General features: G+C 71.5%; 19 protein-coding genes, 1 tRNA gene and 1 rRNA gene. 10 read left to right on the forward strand and 11 right to left on the reverse strand.

Annotated features, from left to right (window positions below; translation table 11 throughout):
- Together rrf and SNR22_RS27290 are read left to right on the forward strand one after the other, a co-directional pair.
- Positions 1-86 (forward strand): 5S ribosomal RNA (rrf, locus tag SNR22_RS27285); the annotation flags it as partial.
- 255 nt (positions 87-341) lie between these two features.
- Entirely contained in the window at positions 342-968 is a 627-nt protein-coding gene (locus SNR22_RS27290) for an NADPH-dependent F420 reductase (RefSeq protein WP_320069537.1), read from the forward strand.
- 95 nt (positions 969-1,063) lie between these two features.
- On the opposite strand, the gene SNR22_RS27295 is transcribed toward SNR22_RS27290, so the two are convergent.
- Entirely contained in the window at positions 1,064-2,875 is a 1,812-nt protein-coding gene (locus tag SNR22_RS27295) for a VanW family protein (protein ID WP_320069538.1), read from the reverse strand.
- A gap of 677 nt (positions 2,876-3,552) precedes the next feature.
- Here SNR22_RS27295 and SNR22_RS27300 point away from each other — a divergent pair.
- The gene (locus SNR22_RS27300; protein ID WP_320069573.1) at positions 3,553-4,095 is read left to right on the forward strand and encodes a DUF6230 family protein; all 543 of its coding nucleotides are present in this window, start codon (positions 3,553-3,555) and stop codon (positions 4,093-4,095) included.
- An 82-nt stretch (positions 4,096-4,177) separates the two neighbouring features.
- Positions 4,178-5,827, forward strand: coding sequence for a DUF6114 domain-containing protein (locus SNR22_RS27305; RefSeq protein WP_320069539.1), 1,650 nt, complete (start codon positions 4,178-4,180; stop codon positions 5,825-5,827).
- A gap of 65 nt (positions 5,828-5,892) precedes the next feature.
- Here SNR22_RS27305 and SNR22_RS27310 read toward each other — a convergent pair whose 3' ends face one another.
- From SNR22_RS27310 to SNR22_RS27325, 4 genes are all read right to left on the reverse strand, one after another.
- The gene (locus SNR22_RS27310) at positions 5,893-7,563 is read right to left on the reverse strand and encodes a DUF885 domain-containing protein (RefSeq protein WP_320069540.1); all 1,671 of its coding nucleotides are present in this window, start codon (positions 7,561-7,563) and stop codon (positions 5,893-5,895) included.
- 69 nt (positions 7,564-7,632) lie between these two features.
- Positions 7,633-8,697 carry a PHP domain-containing protein gene (locus SNR22_RS27315; protein ID WP_320069541.1) on the reverse strand — a complete coding sequence of 355 codons (1,065 nt, stop codon included), beginning with the start codon at positions 8,695-8,697 and terminating at the stop codon, positions 7,633-7,635.
- 71 nt (positions 8,698-8,768) lie between these two features.
- Positions 8,769-11,684 (reverse strand): glycosyl hydrolase, encoded by a 2,916-nt coding sequence (locus SNR22_RS27320; protein ID WP_413775720.1) that lies wholly within the window; start codon positions 11,682-11,684, stop codon positions 8,769-8,771.
- Positions 11,685-11,890: 206 nt separating this feature from the next.
- The gene (locus SNR22_RS27325) at positions 11,891-12,667 is read right to left on the reverse strand and encodes a M23 family metallopeptidase (RefSeq protein ID WP_320069543.1); all 777 of its coding nucleotides are present in this window, start codon (positions 12,665-12,667) and stop codon (positions 11,891-11,893) included.
- Between the two features lie 98 nt (positions 12,668-12,765).
- Between SNR22_RS27325 and SNR22_RS27330 the strand changes: the two genes are divergently transcribed.
- The 4 genes from SNR22_RS27330 to SNR22_RS27345 all read left to right on the forward strand — a co-directional run bounded on the left by SNR22_RS27330 (position 12,766) and on the right by SNR22_RS27345 (position 14,856).
- Positions 12,766-13,152, forward strand: coding sequence for a hypothetical protein (locus tag SNR22_RS27330; RefSeq protein ID WP_320069544.1), 387 nt, complete (start codon positions 12,766-12,768; stop codon positions 13,150-13,152).
- Positions 13,153-13,346: 194 nt separating this feature from the next.
- Positions 13,347-13,514, forward strand: coding sequence for a hypothetical protein (locus SNR22_RS27335; RefSeq protein ID WP_320069545.1), 168 nt, complete (start codon positions 13,347-13,349; stop codon positions 13,512-13,514).
- Positions 13,515-13,652: 138 nt separating this feature from the next.
- On the forward strand, positions 13,653-14,183 hold the full coding sequence (locus tag SNR22_RS27340; RefSeq protein WP_320069546.1) for a tRNA adenosine deaminase-associated protein: 531 nt from the start codon (positions 13,653-13,655) through the stop codon (positions 14,181-14,183).
- A 169-nt stretch (positions 14,184-14,352) separates the two neighbouring features.
- Positions 14,353-14,856 (forward strand): nucleoside deaminase, encoded by a 504-nt coding sequence (locus tag SNR22_RS27345; protein WP_320069574.1) that lies wholly within the window; start codon positions 14,353-14,355, stop codon positions 14,854-14,856.
- Positions 14,857-14,978: 122 nt separating this feature from the next.
- Here the strand turns inward: SNR22_RS27345 and deoD are convergent, their stop codons facing one another.
- Positions 14,979-15,686 (reverse strand): purine-nucleoside phosphorylase, encoded by a 708-nt coding sequence (gene deoD, locus SNR22_RS27350; RefSeq protein WP_320069547.1) that lies wholly within the window; start codon positions 15,684-15,686, stop codon positions 14,979-14,981.
- A 75-nt stretch (positions 15,687-15,761) separates the two neighbouring features.
- Between deoD and SNR22_RS27355 the strand changes: the two genes are divergently transcribed.
- A tRNA-Ser gene (locus SNR22_RS27355) sits at positions 15,762-15,851 on the forward strand.
- 143 nt (positions 15,852-15,994) lie between these two features.
- On the opposite strand, the gene SNR22_RS27360 is transcribed toward SNR22_RS27355, so the two are convergent.
- The 4 genes from SNR22_RS27360 to SNR22_RS27375 all read right to left on the reverse strand — a co-directional run bounded on the left by SNR22_RS27360 (position 15,995) and on the right by SNR22_RS27375 (position 19,588).
- Positions 15,995-18,094 carry an NACHT domain-containing protein gene (locus SNR22_RS27360; protein ID WP_320069548.1) on the reverse strand — a complete coding sequence of 700 codons (2,100 nt, stop codon included), beginning with the start codon at positions 18,092-18,094 and terminating at the stop codon, positions 15,995-15,997.
- A gap of 78 nt (positions 18,095-18,172) precedes the next feature.
- Positions 18,173-18,703, reverse strand: a complete 531-nt coding sequence (locus tag SNR22_RS27365; RefSeq protein ID WP_413775721.1) for a hypothetical protein — start codon at positions 18,701-18,703, stop codon at positions 18,173-18,175.
- A gap of 32 nt (positions 18,704-18,735) precedes the next feature.
- Positions 18,736-19,350, reverse strand: coding sequence for a hypothetical protein (locus tag SNR22_RS27370; protein ID WP_320069550.1), 615 nt, complete (start codon positions 19,348-19,350; stop codon positions 18,736-18,738).
- 100 nt (positions 19,351-19,450) lie between these two features.
- A complete protein-coding gene (locus tag SNR22_RS27375; protein WP_320069551.1) occupies positions 19,451-19,588 on the reverse strand; it encodes a hypothetical protein in 138 nt (45 codons plus the stop codon).
- Between the two features lie 233 nt (positions 19,589-19,821).
- Here SNR22_RS27375 and SNR22_RS27380 point away from each other — a divergent pair, with 233 nt between their 5' ends.
- Complete coding sequence (locus SNR22_RS27380) at positions 19,822-20,301, forward strand: DUF488 domain-containing protein (RefSeq protein ID WP_320069552.1); 480 nt, start codon at positions 19,822-19,824, stop codon at positions 20,299-20,301.
- Here SNR22_RS27380 and SNR22_RS27385 read toward each other — a convergent pair.
- Entirely contained in the window at positions 20,267-21,106 is an 840-nt protein-coding gene (locus tag SNR22_RS27385; RefSeq protein WP_320069553.1) for a hypothetical protein, read from the reverse strand. The genes SNR22_RS27380 and SNR22_RS27385 overlap by 35 nt on opposite strands.
- Between the last annotated feature and the right edge of the window lie 637 nt (positions 21,107-21,743).

Here is a 21,743-nt window from a genome sequence, read left to right on the forward strand (position 1 = left end):
GTCACATTCCGAACCCGGAAGCTAAGCCCTCCAGCGCCGATGGTACTGCACTCGTGAGGGTGTGGGAGAGTAGGACACCGCCGGACAATCTTTCCGTCAGGGCCACCCCTTCAAAGGGGTGGCCCTGACGCGTTTCCCGGGACCGTTTTTCCGAACGCTCCCGCCGGCGCGGCGGGCTCGGTAGCGTCGATCGGGGACCCGCTGACGGCGGCGTTCCCCGCAACCGTGGCCGGAAAACCGTACGTGGTGTACGCCTCCCGCACTGTTGGGACGCGCGGGTCGGGGTACCTGCCTATAGTTCGCCCGGATCTGACCGCTGAAAGGCGGAGGCAGGAGTGGTCATGAAGATTGGCATCATCGGGTCGGGGCACATCGGTGGCACCCTCACCCGTCGCCTGCGCACCCTGGGGCACGACGTGACGGTGGCCAACTCACGAGGACCCGAGTCCCTCGCCGACCTGGCGCAGGAGACCGGCGCGACCGCGGGGACCGTGGAGCAGGCTGCCGACCAGGCAGAGGTGGTGGTGATCGCGATCCCCCTGCTGGCGGTGCCGGCGCTCCCCCCGGAGCTATTCGAGGGCAAGGTCGTCGTCGACGCCGACAACTACTACCCGCAGCGGGACGGGGAGATCGCCGAGCTGCTTGACCGCAGCCTCAGCTCGAGCCGCTGGACGGCGGAGCACCTCAAGGGCGCCCGGGTGGTGAAGGCGTTCAACAACATCCAGGCCAAGCACCTGATGGACAACGGCCGCCCGGCCGGCTCGGGCGACCGGATCGCCCTACCGGTGGCGGGGGACGACGCCGATGCCAAGCGGGTCGTGATGGAGCTGGTCGACGCCCTCGGGTTCGACCCGGTCGACGCGGGCACCCTCGACGAGAGCTGGCGCCAGCAGCCGGACACCCCCGTCTACGGAACGGACCGCGACGCGGCCGGCGTACGCCAGGGATTGGCCGAGGCGCGGCCCTGAGTGACCGCCGGGGGCCGCGTGTGCGGCGTACCCGATGACAATGCCCCGCCGGTGTAGCCGGCGGGGCATTCATGTGCTCGGGCCCGATGGGCCGGTCAGTCGGCGGTGGGGCCGCAGATGTAGCGGGGTTCGGCCAGGTACCGCCACGTGAACTTCTCCCGCTTGACCACCTTGCCGCCCTTCCGGATGATCCGGAAGGCGTCCTGGGTGAAGCCGTCGATGCCGTTGCTGGGGATGCAGGACGGGCCGGGCTTCAGGTGGATGGTCTTCGGCCTGGTGGTGTCGCGGCGGGGGCCGTACTCCGTCTTGACGCTGTCGTAGATCTTCGTGCTCCAGACCGAGACGGTCACCGAGCTTGAGGTGTGCGAGGTGTCGATGAGGACGCCGTACGGGGTGTTGTTGCGGAATTTGAAGTCGAGGTTCGGCCAGAAGATCGTCGACTCGATGACGGCCGGATACCGGCTGAACCAGTACGAGTGCGGCTTGTGCTCGACGTCCTCCAGCCCCGCGTAGTAGGTCGCGTTGAACAGGGTGGTGGTGAACTGGGAGACCCCGCCGCCGACGCCGGGGACGAGTTTGCCGTCCAGGATCACCGGCGCGTCCTGGTAGCCCCGGGTGTAGCCGCGTTCGCCGGTGTGGCCGTTGAGCGAGAAGGTCTCGCCGGGCAGTACGACCGTGCCGTCGACCTCCTTGGCCACCTGCACGATGTTCTGGCTGCGGGCCGAGGAGAGGCCGCCGGTGAAGTGTGTGGTGAAGCGGGACACCCGGTCCTTGATGCCGAGCCCCGCCAGCTTCTCGGCGGTCAGTTCCGGCTTGATCTCCTTGAGCTGGCCGGTGACCGTGCGGTCCCCGCTCCTGGGCAGCACGGCGAGCAGGTCGCGGCTGAGCGCCGTCGGGTCCAGCTGTTGGCCGGGCCGGCCGTTGATCGGCGTCGGCTTCCCGCCGGTGATGGTCATCCGGGCGTTGCGCGGTTCCACCTCGATGGCGTCCAGCTTGTCGCCGAGGGCGGTGCGCAGTCGCTTGACGTCGAGGCGGGGGGTCAGCTTCCCGCTGTCGTCGGCGGTGAAGCGCAGGCTCCGGGCGATGGCGGCGGGCGGGATGGTGATCGTGCCCTTCGCCGTGCGGAGGGTCACCGGGGCGGCGACCGCCGGGCGGGCCAGCTCGGCGAGGAGCCGGTCGACCTCCTCGGTGCTCGTCGCCGGCGTGGCCTCGACGAGGGGCACGGTCACCGGCTGGCCGGAGAGCCAGCCGCTGCGGACCGCCTGGGCCGAACGCTGCGCGTCGAGCGCCAGTCCGAGCTTCGGACGGACCGCCTTCGGGGTGGTGCCGGTGAAGATGATCGCCGCCACGGTCCACTCGCGGGTCTGGTCGCCGGCAGCCTTGCGCAGGGCCGCGTCGAGCCGGGTGGCGTCGACGGTCACCACCGGCGCGACCGTGCGGGAGCCGACGAGGCGGCTCACCGGGTCCGCCCGCGCCTTGGCGGCCGCGTCGACGGTGGCTTCGACGTCTACCGTGAGCCCCACGCCGGCGGGGTCGAGCGCGACGGATTTTTCCCCGACGGTCACCCGCAGGGGGGTGGCCGACGTGCCGGCCCGGTCCAGTTCGGCGCGCAGGTCACGGACGGCGTCGGCGTGGCTGCGCCCGCCGACCTCGGTGCCGAGGACGCTCGTCCCGCGCGGCACGTCGCCGGCGTAGGCGTATGCGCCGAGGCCGGCCCCGGCGCCCAGGACGACCGTGGTGACGCCGGCGGCGAGCAGCATCCGCAGCCGGCGGGAGCGGCGCCCGGGGGGGCCGCCCGGCGCGGCTGGCGCGGCCGGGTCCGGCTCGCCATCCGGCCAGCTCACCGCAGTGACCTTGATGGTCGGCCGGTCGTCGGCGGGCGGTCGTGTTTCGCCGTACAGGGTCACAGCAACCTCGATCGGTACGTACCACGTGGGGCATCCCCACCCGGAAGACACCTACGGTAACCAACGGCGGGCCGGGCCGGCAGCCTGCGCCCCGGCCGCATCCGCGCAGCGTGTCGACGCGCGACGTACCGGTTGTGCGCCACCGCCATCGTTTCCCGCCGGGTCAGGGCGGCTGGCGGGGTGCCCGGCTGGCGGCTGGTGGTTCGTGGACGCGCTGGGAAAGCGGTGCAAACGCCCCGCCGACCGTCCGGTGGCGGGTCGACGGGCCATGAGGATTGTCGATGGATCTTCCTCGGCGACCTCTCGGGTTCCCGTTACCAAAAAGTTACCGGCGGCCATCGCGGCTACCCCATGTGAATGTCTCGTGCGCCGCGTGTGACCTAAGGCCCGCTTTGTCCGCCCTTTAGGGTTGGCGCGACGTTGACCGATGGTGACATTCAGCGATCTTGATGCCGCGTCTGGGTTACCGGTCAGTAGCAAGGGTCTTGTGAGCTAGGTCCCTCCGGGTGGAGCATCCAATCCGCAGCCTGCCGTCCGCCGGATGCCGCCTGCGGCACCACCACCGCAGCTTTCCCATCCCGCCCCGGCGCTCGGTGATTCCCGTCCGAGGAGGACTCGTGGAGGATTCGGAAGACCGTCTGTCGCCGGGCGGTACCCGTTGGCGGCGTTTCGCCGCGATGCTGGTGCCCGCCACCGCGGTGGCCGGCGCCATCATCTTCGGCATGGCCAACGGCGCGATCGCGGCGTCGTTCGCCGTCTCCGGCCAGACCTTCAAAGTCGGGGCCTCGAAGCTGGAGGGTAAGGGCTTCACGCAGTACGGCGGCGTCGTCCAGGAGAAGGACGGCACGGAGCACCCGGTGGCCGTGTCGGAGATCGCCGAGGCCAACCTCTACGACCTCTGCCAGTCGGTGAAGGTGCCCGACATGCCGATCGTGCTCACCATCAAAGCCGGTGGCGGGGGGACACCGGCCCACGCCAAGGGCCTGCTGATCGACATGGACTCCCTCGGCGGCGACGCGGAGTTCAAGAACATCAAGATCGGTCGGGACGCCACGGAGCTCAACTCCGGGGCCGCTCCGAAGTCCTTCGGGCAGAGCGCCGACACGATCACCATCAACAATCTCCAGCAGGTGACCCGCTCCACCAGTGCCGCGGTCTTCACCCTCAACGGCCTGAAACTCAAGATCAACGTTGGCGTGGATGCCAAGGAGTGCTTCTGAGCCAGCCCGAGGCCCATGGGGGGTGCCCTCCCCAGGCCTCGGCCCCGTCTCGTGACCTAGTGAGCACCGCCAGGAGGAGTACGTGACGACCGCCAATCCTCAGCAGGCCCGGCCGGACAGGCTCAGCCAGGCGTGGCGCGGCTTCCGCCGCTGGCGGCGGAGTCGGCCCTTCTGGGGTGGGCTGTTCACCACGCTGGCCGGCCTGGAGATCTTCTCCACCACCCAGATGAGCCTCAGCGGCCTCACCTTCCAGACGGGGCCGACCGGTTTCCTGTCCTGGCTGATTCCGACGATCCTGGTGTCCTGCGGGATGCTGATGTGGTTCAGCCCGCCGCAGCGGATGTTCTACTCGATCGTCGGCGCGGTGACCGCCGTCTTCTCCCTCATCGGGGTCAACCTCGGCGGCTTCTTCGTCGGCCTGCTGCTCGGCATGGTCGGCAGCGCCCTCGGCTTCGCCTGGGCACCGACCCGCCAGCCCACCCCCGCCGAGGTCAAGCCGGAGGCCGTCGCGCCGCCGGACGCCGACCCGGAGCATGACGACGATCGGGCGACGGCCGCCGAGCCCGACGAGCCGGCGTTGATCGACGAACTGCTGCCCCACCGCGATCCGCACGACGAGGTCACCGGCCCGCTCACCGACACCCTGCCCCGGCCCTGCAACCCGTTGCGCGAGTCGTCGCCCGTCGACCGGGACGCCGACAGCACCCCGGCCCTGTCGGCGGTCGGGTCGGGCGGCCGACCGCATCGCGGCCCCTATCAGGAGGCGAAGCTGCTGGCCGTCACGCTGGTGCTGCTCAGCGTCTCGACCGCCGGGGCGCTCGGGCTGCGCGACCAGGGCCCGGCGCAGGCCGCGCAGCCCGCCCCCTGCCCCACCCCGTCGAGCACGGGCACGAAGCCGGCCACGCCGACCCCGTCGGCGTCCCGCCCGGCCGGCGAGACCCCCACCACCACCCCCAGTCCGAGCCCCAGCCCCAGCCCCAGCCCGGAGCAGACGTCGGACGGCAACCTGATCACCAACATCATCGACGGCGTCGGCGACTTCTTCACCGGCGGCGGCGACGAGTCTGCCTCCGGCGGGACGCAGGCCGCCGGGCCGACGGCGGACCCCGGGTCGAAGGAGGGGGTCACCCCCACGGCGACCATCACCCCGACCGGCCGGCCGACCCTGTCGGGGAAGCCCACCCCGGACGGGTCGGCACCCGCAGGCAGGCCGCGGCCGGGCCCCCCGGGGTGCGCCACGCCGACGCCCACGAAGCCGGTCGAGGTCGAGCCCGGCAAGCCGCTGCCCAAGATCGCCCCCGAGGCCGGCCAGCCCCCGGTGGCGGCGAAGCCGTCGAAGCTCACCGGCTCCAAGGTCACCATGACCGGCCTGCGGTTCGACGGGACCGTCGAGCTACCCACCGACGGTGGCACGCTCAAGGCGCTGAAGTTCAGCATGGACAAGGCGGTCACCGACGACTTCCTGCTCCAGGCCGACGGCCCGGGCGGGAAGACCATGCGATACGCCACCGACCGGCTGACCGTCGAAGGCAACGTGGCCTTCTACGCCACCCGGTTCGTCGGGACGCTCGCTGGCATCAAGATCACCCTTGCGCCGGGCCTGCCGTTCCCTGACGGTCTTCCGATCACCTCGCCGATCCCGATCACCTTCACCGACCCCGAGATGCAGTTGGCGTACGTGGATTGCCACACGCTCACCGCGAAGCCGGCGCTGAAGCTCGACCTGGCCTGACCCGGCCGGGAACGACGCGACGGCCGGGAACCGGGGTGTGCCCCCGGCTCCCGGCCGTCGTCGTCTCAGATCCGGTCGAGCGCCCGGCGCAGCGGGTCCAACCCCAGCGAGCCGAGGTCGAGCGCCTGCCGGTGGAACTCCCGCAGGTCGAAGTCGGCACCCTTGCGCGCCTTCGCGTCCTCCCGGGCCTGGAGCCAGATCCGCTCGCCCACCTTGTACGAGGGGGCCTGCCCCGGCCAGCCCAGGTAACGGTTCAGCTCGAAGCGCAGGTTCTCGTCGGGCACCCGGCAGTGCGCCCGCATGAACTCCCAGCCCAGCTCCGGAGTCCACCGCTCGCCCGGGTGGAAGTCGAACGGGTTGTCCTTCGGGATCTCCAACTCCAGGTGCATGCCGATGTCGACGATCACCCGGGCCGCCCGTAACGCCTGCCCGTCGAGCATGCCGAGCTTGTCACCCGGGTCTTCCAGGTATCCCAGCTCGTCCATCAGCCGCTCCGAGTAGAGCGCCCAGCCCTCGCCGTGCCCGGAGACCCAGCAGAGCAGCCGCTGCCAGCGGTTGAGCAGGTCGGCCCGGACGGCGGTCTGGGCGATCTGGAGGTGGTGGCCCGGGACGCCTTCGTGATAGACCGTGGTCACCTCCCGCCAGGTGGAGAAGTCGGTGATCCCCTGCGGCACCGCCCACCACATCCGCCCGGGCCGGGAGAAGTCCTCGTTCGGGCCGGTGTAGTAGATCGCCCCGTCGCTGGTAGGGGCGAGACGGCACTCGATCCGGCGGACCTGCTCCGGGATGTCGAAGTGGGTGCCGTGCAGCTCGCTGATCGCCTTGTCGGCCAGGTCCTGCATCCAGTCGCGGAACGCCTCCTTGCCCTGAATGGTGCGGGCCGGGTCGGCGTCGAGCGTGGCGACCGCCTCGTCGATGGTCGCGCCCGGCCCGGCGATCCGCGCGGACACCGTGCGCATGTCGGCCTCCAGCCGGGCCAACTCCGCGAACCCCCACGCGTACGTCTCGTCGAGGTCGACCCGCGCGCCGAGGAAGTACTGCGAGGCCAGCTCGTACCGCTCCCGTCCGGCGGCCTGCTTGTCCCGCCCGACCGGCGCCAACTCATCGAGGAGGAACCGGCCGAACCCGGCGGTGGCGGCGGTGGCGGCGGCCGCGCCCCGGCGCAGTTCCGCGTCGAGCGTGCCGTCCGCGCCGAGCCGCTCGACCAGGCCGTGGAAGAAGTTGTCGCCCTCCGGGTCCGTCCAGACGTCGCATTGCTTGGCGACCTCGACGAGCTGCGTCTTTGAGCTGACCCGGCCCGCGGCGGCCGCCTCGCGCAGCGTCGTCTTGTAGCCCTCCAGCGCCCCGGCGAACCGGTTGAGCCGCGCGGCGATGGTGGCCTGCGCGTCGGCGCCCTTCGTCGGCATCAGGTCGAAGACCATCCGGAGGTCGTGCAGACCGCTGGAGATGACGTTGACCTCGCTGGTCGTCTCGCCCGCGTCGTAACGGGCCAGGTCCAGCCCGAGGCGTTCCTGCATGGCCTCCTTGGCGGTCCGTTCGGCCTGAGACCCGGGCTCGGTGACGTCGAGGTCGGCCAGGGTGCGGCGGGTCAGCTCGGCCCGGGCCGCGTAGCCCTCCGGCGACAGGTCGTCCAGTTGGTCGTCGTGTCCGGCGATGCCGACGTAGGTGGCGCCGGTCGGGCTCAGTGGCGCCCAGTCGGCGACGTGCCGGTCGGCAATATCATCGATTCGTCCCACGGCTGTGACCCTACGCGACCGCACCGCCCGACTGCCGTCATGGCGTGACTGGTGGTGGCCGTCGTCGCGTCAGCCCCGGGCCCACTGCACCAACCGGTCGGCCGGCCAGGTGTTGACCACCCGGTCGACGGGGACGCCGCAGAGCGCCGCCCGCTCGCAGCCGAACCGCTGCCAGTCGAGCTGCCCGGGGGCGTGGGCGTCGGTGTTGACGGCGAACCGGCAGCCGGCCTCCAGGGCCCGTCGGATCAGCCGCTTCGGCGGGTCCTGCCGCTCGGGGCGGGAGTTGATCTCGACGGCGACATCGTGTTCGGCGCAGGCGCTGAAGACGGCATCCGCGTCGAAGTCGCTCTCCGCCCGGGTGCGCGGCCGGTGCGCCCGGTCGCCGGGCCCCTTCACCCCGGCGGGGCGGGAGGAGACCATCCGGCCGGTGCAGTGGCCGAGGATGTCCAGGTGCGGGTTGGCGATCGCGGCCAGCATCCGCCGGGTCATCCTGCCCCGCTCGTCGCCCAGCCCGCTGTGCACCGAGCCGACCACCACGTCGAGGCGGGCCAGCAGCTCCTCGTCCTGGTCCAGTGAGCCGTCGGCGAGGATGTCCACCTCGATGCCGGTGAGAATGCGGAACCCCTCGGGCAGCGCCGCGTTGACCGCCGCCAGATGGTCGAGCTGGCGGCGCAGCCGGTCCGCGGTCAGGCCCCGGGCCACCTTCAGCCGGGGCGAGTGGTCGGTCAGCACGACGTACTCGTGGCCCAGCTCGACCGCCGCGAGCGCCATCTCCTCGATCGGCGAGCCGCCGTCGGACCAGTCGGAGTGGGTGTGGCAGTCGCCGCGCAGGGCCGCGCGCAGCGCGGCGGCCGCGGCGTCCAGGTCGGTGCCCTCGGTGGCGACCAGCCGACGCAGGTAGACCGGCTCCTCGCCGCCCAGCGACTCGGCGACGCACCGGGCGGTGACGTCGCCGACGCCGGCCAGCTCGGTGAGTGTCCCGGCGCGGGCCCGCTCGGTGGTCTCCTCCGCCGGCAGCGCGGCCAGGGTCTTCGCCGCCGACCGGAAGGCCCGGACCCGGTACGTCGCCTCGTTGGCCCGTTCCAGCAGGAACGCGATCCGGCGGAGGTCGGCGACGGGGTCCCGGGCGCTCATGTCCTGCAACCTACGCGCCCGCGCCGCCGGTCGGGCTACGACCGGCGGCGCGGGAGTGGTGGTGTGTCGGATCAGGAGTACGGCAGCTTCACGATCGACTGGTTGCCGAGGCCGAGGGTGGTGGCGTTGTTGCCGATCGCCGACCAGACCTCCACCTTCACCGTGCCGCCGGCCAGGTTGCCGAGCGTGCCCGAGCTGGAGGCCAGCCCGGCGGCCTGGGTGTAGTGCTCGTACCCGGTGACCGGGTCGGTGGCGAAGTAGCGGTAGGTCTCCACCCGTTCCCAGCTTCCGTTGCCGGTGAGGTCGTAGGAGACCCGCACCTGCACCCCGTTGCCGACCGCGCTGCCGGCGTCGAGGAACAGGTCGAAGGCGGTCTGCCCGCCGTTGTGGGCGAAATTGAGACCGGTCGCGGTGAACACCCGCGCGTTGGTCGGGGTGCCGTCGTGGTTGCCGTTCGCCGCCGCCACCGCCATGGTGGCCGCACTGCCGGCCGCACCGAGGCCGCCACCGGCGAGCAAGTACCGGGTGGAGGAACCCGAGGGCGGCGGGGTGGTCGGGGCGGGGGTGGTCGGTGTCGGGGTGGGGGTGGTGGGTGTCGGGCCGGGGGTGGTCGGTGACGGGTTGACACCGCCGGTCGCATTACCGCCGCTCCAGGTGTACGCCCCGGTGGTGGCGGTCTTCCCCGCCCCCACGGTGAGGGTGGTCCCGTCGGAGAACCGGACGGTGATCGGCGCGGCGCTGAGGTTCGACGCCACGTACGTCTTCGCCCCGTTGCGGGTGAAGACCGCGCTCAGCGGGTGGTTCCCGTTGACCGTGGTGTCCACCGCGCCGAGCGCGGCGAGGTTACGGATCCAGTGGAAGGTGTGCGCGCGGCTCTCCCCCTCCTCCGGCGTGTACCCGGGGTTCGCCCGCAGGTTGGCCAGCGCCGTGTTGGGGTCACCGAGCGCCTGGAACTGCCAGAGGATGTCCTGCCACACCGTCGGCTGCCCGCCGTTGTTGCGGACCAGCTCCGCCCAGTTCGTCTGGACGTACGCCGGGTCGTAGCCGAGGTAGAGGTGACCGCCGGTGACGGGCAGCAGGTTGATGCCCTGGATCATCTCCGGGTCGGCGCTGAACCAGGTCGAGTACGACCCGCCGTCGCCCCACACCATGCCGACCGTGGAGTGGCCGAATTCGGCCGGGAAGTTCTCGTTGGCGTGGTCGAACCAGTACTCCTGGATCGTCGCGGCCTGGGTGGTGTAGAGGAAGATGCCGGCGTCACGGACGGCGGTGTTGCCGGTGGCCTGGCCCCACTGGATGAGGGCGTTGGCGAAGTTCATCCCCTCGGACGAGGACTCCTGGTTGTTGCCGGCGCCGAACGAGCCGTGCCCGGAGGCCCAGTCGTGACCGGCGTAGATGTCGAAGTCGCGCAGGTAGGGGAAGCGGGTGTCGTTGCGGTCGTAGTTGTCGGCGTCCCGGATGAGCAGGTCCACCATGCCGCCGTAGCGTCCGGCCGAGGCCCACTGCGGGTCGTACTTGGCCAGCGTGGCTGCGGCGGCGATGTAGTAGCCGTAGTGGAAGTGGTGGTCGTTGAGCTCCTGGTCGGACCCGTACGAGGCCGGGTAGCCGATCAGGGTGCCCCAGTTCTGGTCGTAGTAGAAGACCTTCTCGGTCTTGCCGGCCGAGGCGGTGAACCAGTCGGTCAGGGTGGCCCGGATGGCGTTGAGCGCGCTGTCCCGGGTGGCGGTGTCACTGACCAGGTCGGCGATCTCGGCGATCCGGGAGGCGCGGCCGAGGCCCTTGCCGGTCCAGTACGTGTCGTTGCCGCGCTGGTCCATCGGGTTCCCGCGGACGGCGGCTAGCTGGTCCCTGAGGGTGGTCAGGTCGGTGCCGGCGCCGTCGCCGACGGCCGGCAGTTCGGGCAGTACCCCGTGGAAGGTCGCCGCGGTGCTGAACTGGTTGACCCCGGTGAGCACCTTCATCCGGCCGCGCGCCGAGGGGTAGGTCTGGCTGATCGGGGTGGAGCCGGTCAGCGCCTTCCACTGGTGCGGGTAGAGGCTCACCACGGTCTGGGTGGCGGTGCCCTCCCGGGCGGTGGTGGTGAAGGCGTACGTGGTGGTCACCCGGCTGTTGGTCTGGTCGTAGACGTACGAGACCCGGGTGCCGGTGACATGGGCGTGCGCGTAGCGGCCGTAGGAGGCGGCCAGTTCGGTGCGCTGCGCCGAGGTGCTGCCCGCGGTGGTGGGCAGCAGGGCGACGGAGAAGTAGCCCTTGCCGGCCAGGGTGGACGAGATCTGGCCGCCGTTGACCGTCCAGCTCGCGCCGCTCGGGGCGTACGCGACGTAGTCGTGGCCGGCGACGGTGAAGCCGATGGTGGCGCCGCTGTTCGACCAGACGGTCGGCGTGCTGTTGGTGTTGACCACCGCGTTGCCGCCGGTGGTCTGGAAGTAGGCGAACGGCAGGCCGTGGCCGATGGTGGCGCGCAGGCTCCGGGTGCCGTCGCTCCAGTACGGGGTGACGGTCCAGTCGGTCCAGTTGGCGACCTTCACCGTCGGCGCGGCCAGCCCGGCCACTCCGACGCGGATGTCCTGTACGTACGGGTAGTGGAACTCGCCGACCCCGGTGGCGGTGCCGCTGATCGCGGGGGTGGAGTTGGCCGAGAACCCGAGCCCGTCGGTGAACGTGTCGTAGGAGATCGGGTGGGCGTGCAGCGGCTCGCTGTAGGCGCAGTCGGTGCGCTTGAACAGCAGCGAGGACCACCAGTCGTTGGTGGGCACGGCCCCGGCGGGGGCGTCGGCGGTGACGAACTGCCGGGGGTTGGTGGAGAGTTGGCCGCAGCCGGAGGGCAGCGGGCCGACCGGGGTGGTGGTGTAGCTGCCCGCGCCGACCGGGGCGGCCTCGGCGGGTGCGGTGTTGACGGCGACGGCGAGGCCGCCGGCTGCGAGGGCGAGGACGGTGGTCGAGGCGAGGGCCCAGAGGCGGCGGCGGTGTGGTGCGGGAGGTGTCACGGGTGCCTCCATCGCGGAAACGCCGGAGGGGGCCGGCGGCGACGCTGGTCGGATTTGGGCGGTTCATTCGCTGTGAGAGCGCTCTCTCACGAGGGGACGTTAACCGCTCTTCGAGACATGCGTCAATGTGTCCGACCGGTTAAGCCGTGATGTCGTGATTGGCCGAGGGGCTGGCCCGCTACCCGCGAAGGACCCGTCCGGGCCGGTCAGCCGCCCCCGCCGCCGGCCGCCGGTGCCTTCGGGCAGCCGCGCTTGCGGTGCCACCCGGCCACCTCGGCGGCCGGCTCCCGATTGCCGTCACGTCGCCACGAGTCGAGGTAGCGGGCCGGCCAGACCACCCCGCGCCGGATCCACCAGTCGCCCCGGCCCGTGCAGGCCGGCGAGATGCCGAAGTGCACGTGGCAGACGTTGTTGGCGTTGCCCGTCCGGCCCACGTCGCCGAGCCGCTGCCCGGCCCGGACCCGGACCCCGCCGTCGACGCCCGGGGCGATCCGGCTCAGGTGCGAGCCGTAGTAGCGCACCCCGTCGTCGCCCAGCAGCGACACCGACAGGCCCCCGTTGTACGGCCCCAACGGCCCCCGCTTGTCGAACCTGTCGACCCGGCTCACCTCCAGGATCGTCCCGTCGGTCACCGCCACCACCGGCTCACCGCAGTCCGCGAAGATGTCCGTCCCCGGGTACGCCGAGTGGGTCGGGTGGTAGTCGACGTTGCCGGCGCGTACCGGGAAGACGTGGCGCAGGCCGGTCCGGGGGGTCGACGCGGGCGACGCCGACGGCCGGGCGGACGTCGCAGCCGGCGCGGGCGTCGACGCCGCAGGCTGCCCGGCGGTGGTGGCCACCCCGGTCGGCTGGACCCACCCGGCGCTGGGCGCCGCGGTCGGCGGCGGCCCGCCCGCGCAGCCGGCGGCCAACACCGGCGCGAACAGCAGCAGAAGCGGGTACGCCGTGCGGGTGCGGCGCCGACGCAACGAGGGCGAGGACATCCGGTCATCCTGACAGAACGGCTACGGTTGGGGGCGACACGTCCTGGGCGTCCGGCCCGTTTCCGGGCAGGACGGCACACGGCGAAGGAGTGACGGCGATGACCTGGCAGCCCGGCCTCCCCGGTCACCCGGAGCCGGGGCACCCCGGCTCGCATGCCCCCTCGGGGCTCTTCCCCTCCGGGCCGCCGTCCCGGCCGACCTGGCGCGAACCGCACCCCGTCACCGGGGCGGGAGTCGCCTCCGGCGGCGCGCTCGCCGCCGCCTGGCTCGTGTTGTTCGGACTGCTCGGTGACGACGTCCCCTCGTACGCCTGGTGGACCCTCCTCGCCGGCGGGCTGGCCTGGCTGGCCGCCCTGGCGCTGGCCCGGTTCGGCGACCGGGGGGTCGCCACCGGCGTTGCGATCGTCACCGCCGGCGGCTGGAGCATCGCCGCCGCGGTGGTCGCCGTCCGGTGGGCGACCGTCGCCGACTGGCCCCTGTGGTGAGACCCTGACCCCATTCCGGGCGAGGCCGGCGACCGACCTCGTGGCGATGGCCGATGCCCCGGCCGAACACCGCCGGTCGTGCCCCCGGCCTAAAACCGCCGGTCGGGGGGCCCGGCCGAACACCCTCGGTCGCGGCCCCGCTGCGCAGCGAAGCCCGCCTTGACGTACCCGCTCCGACGGCGCACCCTCGGCGTATGGCCTGGACAGACCCCCGGCTCGACCCCGAGCGGAGCCGCCGCCGCCTGCAGATCCTCGCCGAGTTGGCGGGGGCCCGCACGGTACACAAGCGGGAGCGGCCGCGGCGCGCGCGCAGCGAGCAGTTGCGGCAGCTGATCGCCACCCGGCGCCGCGTCGTGGGCTGAGCGGCGCCGTCCGCCCCACCACACTTTCCGCACGATTGGTCGGCCCATCGGGGCGTTGACCGGTCGCCTGCCGATTCGACCGGTTAACGTGCACGCGTAACGAGCCGGCGAGCTGTGTCAAGGCCAATTGGGGGGACCGTGTCGTACTTCGCTGCCGCAGTGGTGCGCGACGAGGGCGGCTGGACGACCGCCGAGCTGAGCCTGCGCGGTGCCACCGAGCTCGATGAGGTCGCCGACCGGCTGCGCGACGTCGAGCCGGACGCCGACCTTTCGCTGCTCTTCGTCGAGGCCGAGGACGCCTACCTGGTCGTCCTGCGCCTGGACGAGGACGGGGACCTGCGGGTCTTCGGCTCCGACTCCGCGTACGCCGAGGAGTCCCGGCTCGGCGCGTTGCTGGTCGGGGACCTCAAAGCGTCGGTCACCGGCTTCGACGACATCGAGGAGCCGCGCCCGAGCGCAGCCGGAGGCGACGACGACAACGAGCAGCCGGCCGCCGACCCCGAGGCCGACCCGGTCGGCGACGCCGACCTCCTGGCTGACCTGGGCATCCCCGCGCAGCGGCTGCTCGCCCTGTGCTCGCACGAGGGGATGCTGCCGGCCGACGTCACCGCCGAGGTGTGCCAGGTCCTCGGCTGCTCCGACGAGGTCGAGGAGCTGCGTGGCGTCTGACCCGCCGCTCGGCGGCGGCGGTGGGCCCGTCGACGCCACCGACCCGGCGCTGGAGATCGTTCGGCCGGGGCAGCCCACTCCCGGCTCCGTGGGCCGGGCCGGGCCGGGCGCCGACGAGGGCCTTGCGGACCCGACCGGCGCCGGCCGGCGGCAGCGGCACGAGCTGTGGATGCGCCGGGCCCTCCAGGTCGCCGTCACCGGCCCGGCCCCGACCGACTCCGCCCCCCCGATGGCCGACTCTGTTCCCGTGGCCGGCTGCGACTCCTCGACGGCCGGCGCGGTGCAGGCGGACGACGACGTGCCGGTGGGCGCGGTGGTCTACGGCCCCGACGGGGCCGAGTTGGCGATCGGGCGCAACGAGCGGGAGCTGACCGGCGACCCGACCGCCCACGCCGAGGTGCTGGCGCTGCGCCGGGCCGCTGAGCGACTGGGCCGCTGGCGGCTGGACGACTGCACGTTGGTGGTGACCCTCGAACCGTGCACGATGTGCGCGGGCGCCCTGGTGCTCGCCCGGATCTCCACCGTGGTGTTCGGGGCCTGGGAGCCCAAGACCGGGGCGGCCGGCTCGCTCTGGGACGTCCTGCGCGACCGCCGGCTCAACCATCGCCCCGAGGTGTACGGGGGAGTGCTGGAGGCGGAGAACTCCGCGGTCCTGCGCGCCTTCTTCCGCTGACCGTCGCCCCGCCCGCACGTCGCTCGGGCTCATGATCGCGCTCGATCCAGGATTCAGTGGCCGCACAGAGGCTCGGAGGCCACTGTTTCCCGGATCGAGCGCGATCTCGCGCGGTGGGGTGGTCAGGCGATGATCGTGTCCAGGCCGATTTCGACCATCTGGGAGAAGGTCTGCTCCCGCTCCTCCGAGGTGGTCTTCTCGCCGGTCTTGATGTGGTCGCTGACCGTGAGGATGGTCAGCGCCCTGGCCTTGAACCGAGCGGCGATCGTGTAGAGCGCCGCCGACTCCATCTCCACGGCCAGCACGCCGTAGTCGGCGAGGGTGTCGTACAGGTCCGGACGGTCGGTGTAGAAGGCGTCCGCCGCCAGGATCGGGCCCACCCGCATGGTGATGCCGCGTCGCTCGGCCACCTCGACCGAGGTACGCAGCAGCCCGAAGTCGGCGACCGGGGCGTAGTCGATCAGCCCGTCGAAGCGCATCCGGTTCATGTTCGAGTCGGTGGACGAACCGATCGCCGCCACCACGTCCCGCAGCTGCAGGTCCTCGCTCAGGGCGCCGCAGGAGCCGACCCGGATGAGGCTCTTCACGCCGTAATCGTTGATCAGCTCGTGGGCGTAGATGGAGGCCGACGGCATGCCCATGCCGGAGCCCTGGACGGAGACCTCCACGCCGTTCCAGCGGCCGGTGAAGCCCAGCATGCCCCGGACCGTCGAGTAGCAGCTTGCGCCCTCGAGGTAGGTCTCGGCGATCCACTTGGCCCGCAGCGGGTCACCCGGCATCAGGACCCGCTCGGCGATCTCTCCCGGCTTCGCGCCGATGTGCGTACTCATGGCAAAGATCCTGCCAGGCCGCGCGGGCAGATACCGGTTCGGCGTCCAGACCCGGCGTCCTGTAGCCTCGTCGGCGGTGGCGTGTCCGAGCGGCCTAAGGAGCACGCCTCGAAAGCGTGTGAGGGTTTGCGCCCTCCGAGGGTTCAAATCCCTCCGCCACCGCCAGCAAGCAGCCGAAACACCCGGTCGGTCCAAGCGGACCGACCGGGTGTTTCGCTGTCCGGTCTCAGTTCGGCTGGCCGGCGAGGCCGCGCACCGGGCGGGCGAGGCCGAGTGCCGGGCGCGCGCACTCCGGCCGGGTCCGGTCGTCAGCCGTCCTTCAGCACGATGCTGTCGACGGGTGGCGGCCGGCGCGGCCTCGGCTTTCCCGCAGTCACCCGGTCCGCGAAGAATTCCAACAACTCCCGGTGGACGAAGATGTAGCCGTCCCCGACGTCGCGCAGGAAGAGGCACTGCACCGCGTGGTCGAGGAACGGCCGCAGCGGTCGGGGCAGGGCATCCTCGCGGGCGAGCCGCCGACGGACCAACCACTGCTCCACGATCGGCCCGAGCGCGATGGCGGTCAGCACGTACAGGGTCACCGACGTCCAGACGAGCAGGCCGTACCGGACGCCGTCCGCACCGCTGCGTGGCCAGGCCACCAGCAGCCCGGCGGCAGTGCCGGTGATCACGCCGAGGGCCGGTGCCGCGCGTAGGGCGAGGCGGAGCCGCCCGCGCAGCACGGGGCTCGGAATCTCCCGGCGCGGGGCGTCACCGGAGGGGCCCAGGCGATAGAGATGGAGCGCCAGGACGCTGGTGACGCTCATCGCGAGCAGCGTGGCGAGGGCGAGACCGAGCCAGTACGCCAGGCCGGTGAGCAGACCCACCCAGCCGCCGGCGAGGCCGGAGCCCGTGCCGACCACGAGCGTGCCGGCGACCAGCGACCATCCGACGACCGGTTCGTAGCTGACCTCCGTGAACGCCTCCGCCGTGGCGGTCAGCCAGTTGGTCCGGAAGGCACCGTAGTCCTCCGGCCGCTGTCCCCAGCGTGCGATCAGGTTGAGGCTGTCGTACTCGGCGAACGCGAGGCCGAGCGCCGTCAAGGCAGCTGCCAGCAGGCCGGCGGCGGCACCGGGCCAGCCGATCAGGGCCGCACCACAGAGACCGGTCAGCAGGCCGACGGTGATGCTGGATGCGGCCCGGCTGCGCAGGTCGTCGTCCTTGAGGGGCCAGTTCTCCGACCAGTCGGGCGCCACCAGGTCCAGGACGAAGATGGACTGCTGCCGCTCCCGCATCCGGTCGCCGAGCAGGTAGAGGTATCGGGTGGTCTGCTCGGGGGAGTAGGCCGGGTGCGGCCGGTGCCGGAGCATGGTCTCGGCGTACCGGGCGAAGAGCCGGTCACGTCGGCTGCCGGTGCCGGCCTGCGGGGCCGGACCGTCGGCGTAGGCCAGCGCCATGATGCTGAGCAGCAGCGGGGACCCGGTGAACTCCCACAGCTCCTGGTCCGCCGCCAGGACGGCCCGTAGGCCGGCGAGGGCGGGCCCGGCCCGATCCAGGTGTCGCTCGATCTGCGGCCGGGTCAACGGCTGGATCGTGACGGTGCCGTAGAGGGGTAAGCCGGTGCGGAGCTGCTGGTACTCCGTGTCACGACAGCAGACGGCGATCGGGGTGAGCGGCTGCCGGGCGTGGAACGTGGCGATCGCCGCCACGCACTCGTCGCGGCTGGCCGCCACGACCTCGTCGAGCCCGTCGAGCAGGGGCAGGATCTCACCGGCCTCGACCCAGGCGGTTGCCTGCCGGGACGGGATCCCGTACCGCTCGGTGAGCTGTTCGGCGAGCCACTGGGTGAGGGGCTGGCGCCGCGTCGCCCACGACGAGAGGTTCAGCACCACCGGAACGGGCGCGTCCCGGTCCGCCTCGGCATCGTCGAGCAGTTCCCGCGCGAGTTCGAGCAGCGTGGTCGTCTTGCCGGCGCCGGGCGCTCCGAGGATCACCACGGCGTGGTCGAGCTGCCCGAAGAGCGCCGCGATCGACGTCTCGTCGTCGAGGGCGTCGGGGTAGCCGTCGCGGTGGCTGGCCCGCAGCGTCCACGGGTACCGCCGGTCTTCGGTCGACGCGGTGAAGCCGAGTTGGAGCCGCGCCTCGCGATGCAACGAGCGGTCCAGCACGCTGGTGATCCAGTAGCGGCGTACCCGGTCGAGCAGCACCCGGCGGGCCCGCGCGGCGGGCCCGCCGCCGACCGGCGCGGGCTCGCGGGCCCGCCGGGTCTCGACGGCCGCCAGCGCCACGACCACGACGGGCAGCAACGGCCAGGCGATCCAGAGGTACGGGGACAGTCGGGCGGGCAGCACCCCCGTGGCGACGTTGGTGACGACGGCCAGCAGGGCCCCGCAGACCACCGAGAGGACGACCGTGATTACCCGACGCATGCGTCGTCTCTACCGTCTGCTCCGCCTCGGCACAACCCGTGATCGGGTACGCAGGGCACGCTGGATGGCCGCGCCGGGTCAGCAGGGGCCGTGGCCCTCGACGAAGAGGCGGCGGGCCCAGTCGGCGTACCCCGCGATGATCTTCCGGACCGTGCGGCCGTCGTGCAGGAAGAGGTACGCGCGGTCGCCGCTGCGGGCCAGCAGCCCGTCGAACCGGTGCGTCCCCTGCGGAGCGTAAAGCCGGCTGACCGTCGTGTAGCGGGACCGGGCCTGCTCAACCGGGGTGCCGACGGTCACCCCCTCCGGGGTGCGTACCGGGTCGTCGAGCCAGAGCAGCACCAGCCGGTCGTTCACGAAGATCGGGCTGACCGCCTCGTGGCCGGCGAGCGTCGGCCCGCACGCGTCGACCTCGGAGCGGAGTATGCCGCGCCGGGTCAGGTCCGCCTCGGTGTCGCCGAACTCGACGTTGCGCAGGCCGTGCAGGCCGACAACCTCGTCGGCGCCGGCCAGTTGGTCGGCACCGGGCGGGTCGGGTGGGCGATGGTCGCCGCCGGCGTCGACCGGCCCCTGTGGACGTACGCCGCTGCCCGCGATCCAGGCAGCCGTCAGTAGTGTGGCAATGAAAACGAATTGTCGCAATTTCATGGAATCCCCCAGTCCCCAACGGGACCGGGGCGCTCAGGTTGCTGCCGAACGGCGGATTCCTTGATTTCCCACTCCTCGGCCAGCTCGTCCCAGTAGTCGGCGGTCAGTCCGCGCCGCCCGTGGGTCAGCCAGCCGTCGGTGTTCCGCTCCAGGTGCAGCCCCAACTCGGCGAACGGGTCGATCCACCGCCCCGGCTCGGCGCCGATACGGGTCAGCGCCGCGTTCAGCGGCCACCGCTCGCGCGGCGAGTCCAGCACGTCGTCGAAGTGCGGCCCCCAGCTCACCGCGCCGGCCAACCAGACCACCGACGCCTGCCGGCCGAGGCCGCCGGCGAATTCTGCCTCCAGGTACGCCACCGGCCCCCGCCGCGACCACCCGGCGAGCAGACCGGACAGCACCGGCGAGAGCACCAGCTCGAACGGCCGGTCGGGGCCGGGCTCGTCCACGGCGAAGTCCGGCAGGGACCCGGTCAGCTCCTCGACCAACTGTGGGGTGACCGGCAGCAGTGCGAAGTCCTGGCGCAGCGCGGCGAGCACCGCGTGGTCCAGGCCGACGGTCTGCTCGCGGAGCAGCTCGACGTCGGCGACCACCGCGCTGAGCTGGTAACTCATCGGACTCCTCCGTCGTCCACAGCCTGTGGATGGAACATGTGTACGACCGGGAAGGGAGTGCCGGTGCCGCTACGGAAGGTACCGGTTCCGCGCGGCGACGTCAGGAGCCGTTGACGAGGTAGCGGGGTGAGCCGATGGTCAGGGCGATGACCGGCGCGCCAACCTCGCGCCGCACCGAGGGCAGGCGGATCGCGTCGGCATCGTCGGCGGCTCCTCGGATCGGCGCTGGCCCGGACACCCGTATCTAACCGGTCGCCGGTCGTGCGCGGTATACGTGCCGGGTATAGAAGTCTCCCGTGGTGAGAGCCGGGAGCGCAGCTCTCTTTGCGCACTTGCGTCTCAGGGCGCAAGCCTCTATTTGGCCGCGCTCCCGTTGCTGTCTCCCGCCGAGGTCGGTTGGGAGCTGTGCGGGGCGGCACCTTATTGGCCGTCCCCATGGTTCAGCCGGATGAGTCATGAAAGGGTGTCCCGATGAGCGCCACCTTGGCTACGAATCACCGGGTCGGCTTCCTGGGCGTTGGCTACGAGGGCCGCTCCATCGACGAGTTCGTGACCGGCCTCGTGGGTGTCGGCGTCACGCGCCTCGTTGACGTGCGGATGATGCCGATCTCTCGGAAGCGCGGCTTCAGTAAGTCGGCCCTCAGCCAGGCGCTCGCGGCACAGGGCATCGCCTACGAGCACCGCCGCGAACTCGGCAACCCGAAGGAGAACCGCCCCGGCTTCGGTGGCACCCCGGAGGAGTTGGAGTCAGCGCGCGCGGTGTACGCCTTGCGCTTGCACGGGGCCGAGTCTCTGGCAGCGCTCGACGCGCTCGCTGAGACGGCGCAGCGTGAGCTGATAGCGCTGCTCTGTTTCGAGGCGGACGAGAGCCGGTGCCACCGCCAGGTGGTGCTGCACGCGCTCGAAGACCGGATGCCTAACGTTTCGGCCAGTACACCCCGAGCACACTGAAGACGTGGACGCGCTTCGCCTGGTTGCCCACGTAGAAGGCGACATCGCGGGTCGGCGCGCACATCTCCCCGAGGAACTTCGCTTCCAGCGCTTCCCGAAGTGCGGCGTCCGAGTAGCCATCGAGCCGACGCTGTAGCGCGACGAGTTCCCAGTCGATGACGTGCTGCTTGTGCCCGTTGCATCCGCGGTCGTGGCAGCGATAGTGGTATGCCGCCTTGAAGCGCGGCGCTCGGAGCGGGGATCTGCTCCGGTCGCTGAAGAGGTCCGGCTGACTGGCGTAGGCCTCGATCTTGCGTTGCTCGTCCACAGTCCAACCAGGGTGCGGGGTGACCTTCAGAGCATGAACCTCCTTGGGACGCACGAGGGCCAGTGACTGGGCGTCGGCGTGCTCCTGGGCCTCGCGATTGAGCCGGCACATCGAATCCTCGACGGCCGGGTCGAGCAACGGCTGCCGCGACCGCCAGCCGTCGAGATGGCGCTCCTTCTGAACCCGTTCCATGATCGGCTTCCAGCTCTCGCGCCGCTGGTCCTGGCGTGCCGGCTTGGCGTCAATGGAGATGATGTCGTACTTCCGGAACGCCTCGTCGCTGTCGAGATGCCTGAAGTTGATCGGGTAGAGGCGTACCCACGTTGGTCTCAGCACGTCCGTCCGCAACCCTGCTACGCAGACGGTCTCGCCGTACTTTTCGGAGGGATTCGGCGCAGCTTTGACAGTGATCAGGAGTTGCAGTCGAACGGTGCGGTCGTTCGTCGGCTTCGGGTCAGGCCCGGCCTCGCTGGGACCGAAGAGCGACATCTGGGCCACGCGCACCTCCAACTGACGTGTCTTTGCGTAATCGTGTGATCACGCTCGGATTCAGGTTCTCATGGGAGGGCCCCGCAGCACAGGGCGTGACATGCACGTAGTTCAAGACCGAGAGCGTTCAGGGGTCGCGCCGCCGGAGGCGCTGGGAGGGGACACGACAAAAGACCCCGACCGTGATCGGTCGGGGTCTGGCGTCTGCCCTGGTGGGCGGGCGGCGGCGGAGGATACGAGATTCGAACTCGTGAGGGTGTAAACCCAACACGCTTTCCAAGTCTGTCGCCCGGCGTTCGCCAAGCATCAACGCCGTGCAGGCCAGCAGCGCTGGCATGGGACGGGTCAAGGACGGAGAGCCCCGAACGCGGGCGAACGAGACGACAACTGAGACGACGGCCGGCCCTCCCACGCTTTCGAGCTCTGTGATCATGCGTTCGGGCTGTTCCCACGATGCCCGCGACCAGTCATGGCGCGCCCTCTGATGAACGACACCACGCATCGGTGTACCGCAGCGAACGAGACCAGAACTGAGACCACGCCTACCAGGTGCCGCCGCTCCGCATGCAGACCGGTTTGGAGACCGCCTCGCCATCCACCTATCTGCTACGAAACTAATGTCGTACCGCTCCAGTAGACTCCCGCC

The sequence above is a fragment of the Micromonospora sp. RTGN7 genome (genome assembly GCF_033804645.1).
Lineage (GTDB): Bacteria > Actinomycetota > Actinomycetes > Mycobacteriales > Micromonosporaceae > Micromonospora.

What these genes read in the sequence shown, in the direction of transcription:
- SNR22_RS27290 (WP_320069537.1), top strand. Translation starts at nt 342, where the DNA reads ATGAAGATTGGCATCATCGGGTCGGGGCACATCGGTGGCACCCTCACC.
- SNR22_RS27300 (WP_320069573.1), top strand. Translation starts at nt 3,553, where the DNA reads ATGCTGGTGCCCGCCACCGCGGTGGCCGGCGCCATCATCTTCGGCATG.
- SNR22_RS27315 (WP_320069541.1), bottom strand. Translation starts at nt 8,697, where the DNA reads ATGAGCGCCCGGGACCCCGTCGCCGACCTCCGCCGGATCGCGTTCCTG.
- SNR22_RS27325 (WP_320069543.1), bottom strand. Translation starts at nt 12,667, where the DNA reads ATGTCCTCGCCCTCGTTGCGTCGGCGCCGCACCCGCACGGCGTACCCG.
- SNR22_RS27330 (WP_320069544.1), top strand. Translation starts at nt 12,766, where the DNA reads ATGACCTGGCAGCCCGGCCTCCCCGGTCACCCGGAGCCGGGGCACCCC.
- SNR22_RS27335 (WP_320069545.1), top strand. Translation starts at nt 13,347, where the DNA reads ATGGCCTGGACAGACCCCCGGCTCGACCCCGAGCGGAGCCGCCGCCGC.
- SNR22_RS27345 (WP_320069574.1), top strand. Translation starts at nt 14,353, where the DNA reads ATGCGCCGGGCCCTCCAGGTCGCCGTCACCGGCCCGGCCCCGACCGAC.
- deoD (WP_320069547.1), bottom strand. Translation starts at nt 15,686, where the DNA reads ATGAGTACGCACATCGGCGCGAAGCCGGGAGAGATCGCCGAGCGGGTC.
- SNR22_RS27360 (WP_320069548.1), bottom strand. Translation starts at nt 18,094, where the DNA reads ATGCGTCGGGTAATCACGGTCGTCCTCTCGGTGGTCTGCGGGGCCCTG.
- SNR22_RS27370 (WP_320069550.1), bottom strand. Translation starts at nt 19,350, where the DNA reads ATGAGTTACCAGCTCAGCGCGGTGGTCGCCGACGTCGAGCTGCTCCGC.
- SNR22_RS27380 (WP_320069552.1), top strand. Translation starts at nt 19,822, where the DNA reads ATGAGCGCCACCTTGGCTACGAATCACCGGGTCGGCTTCCTGGGCGTT.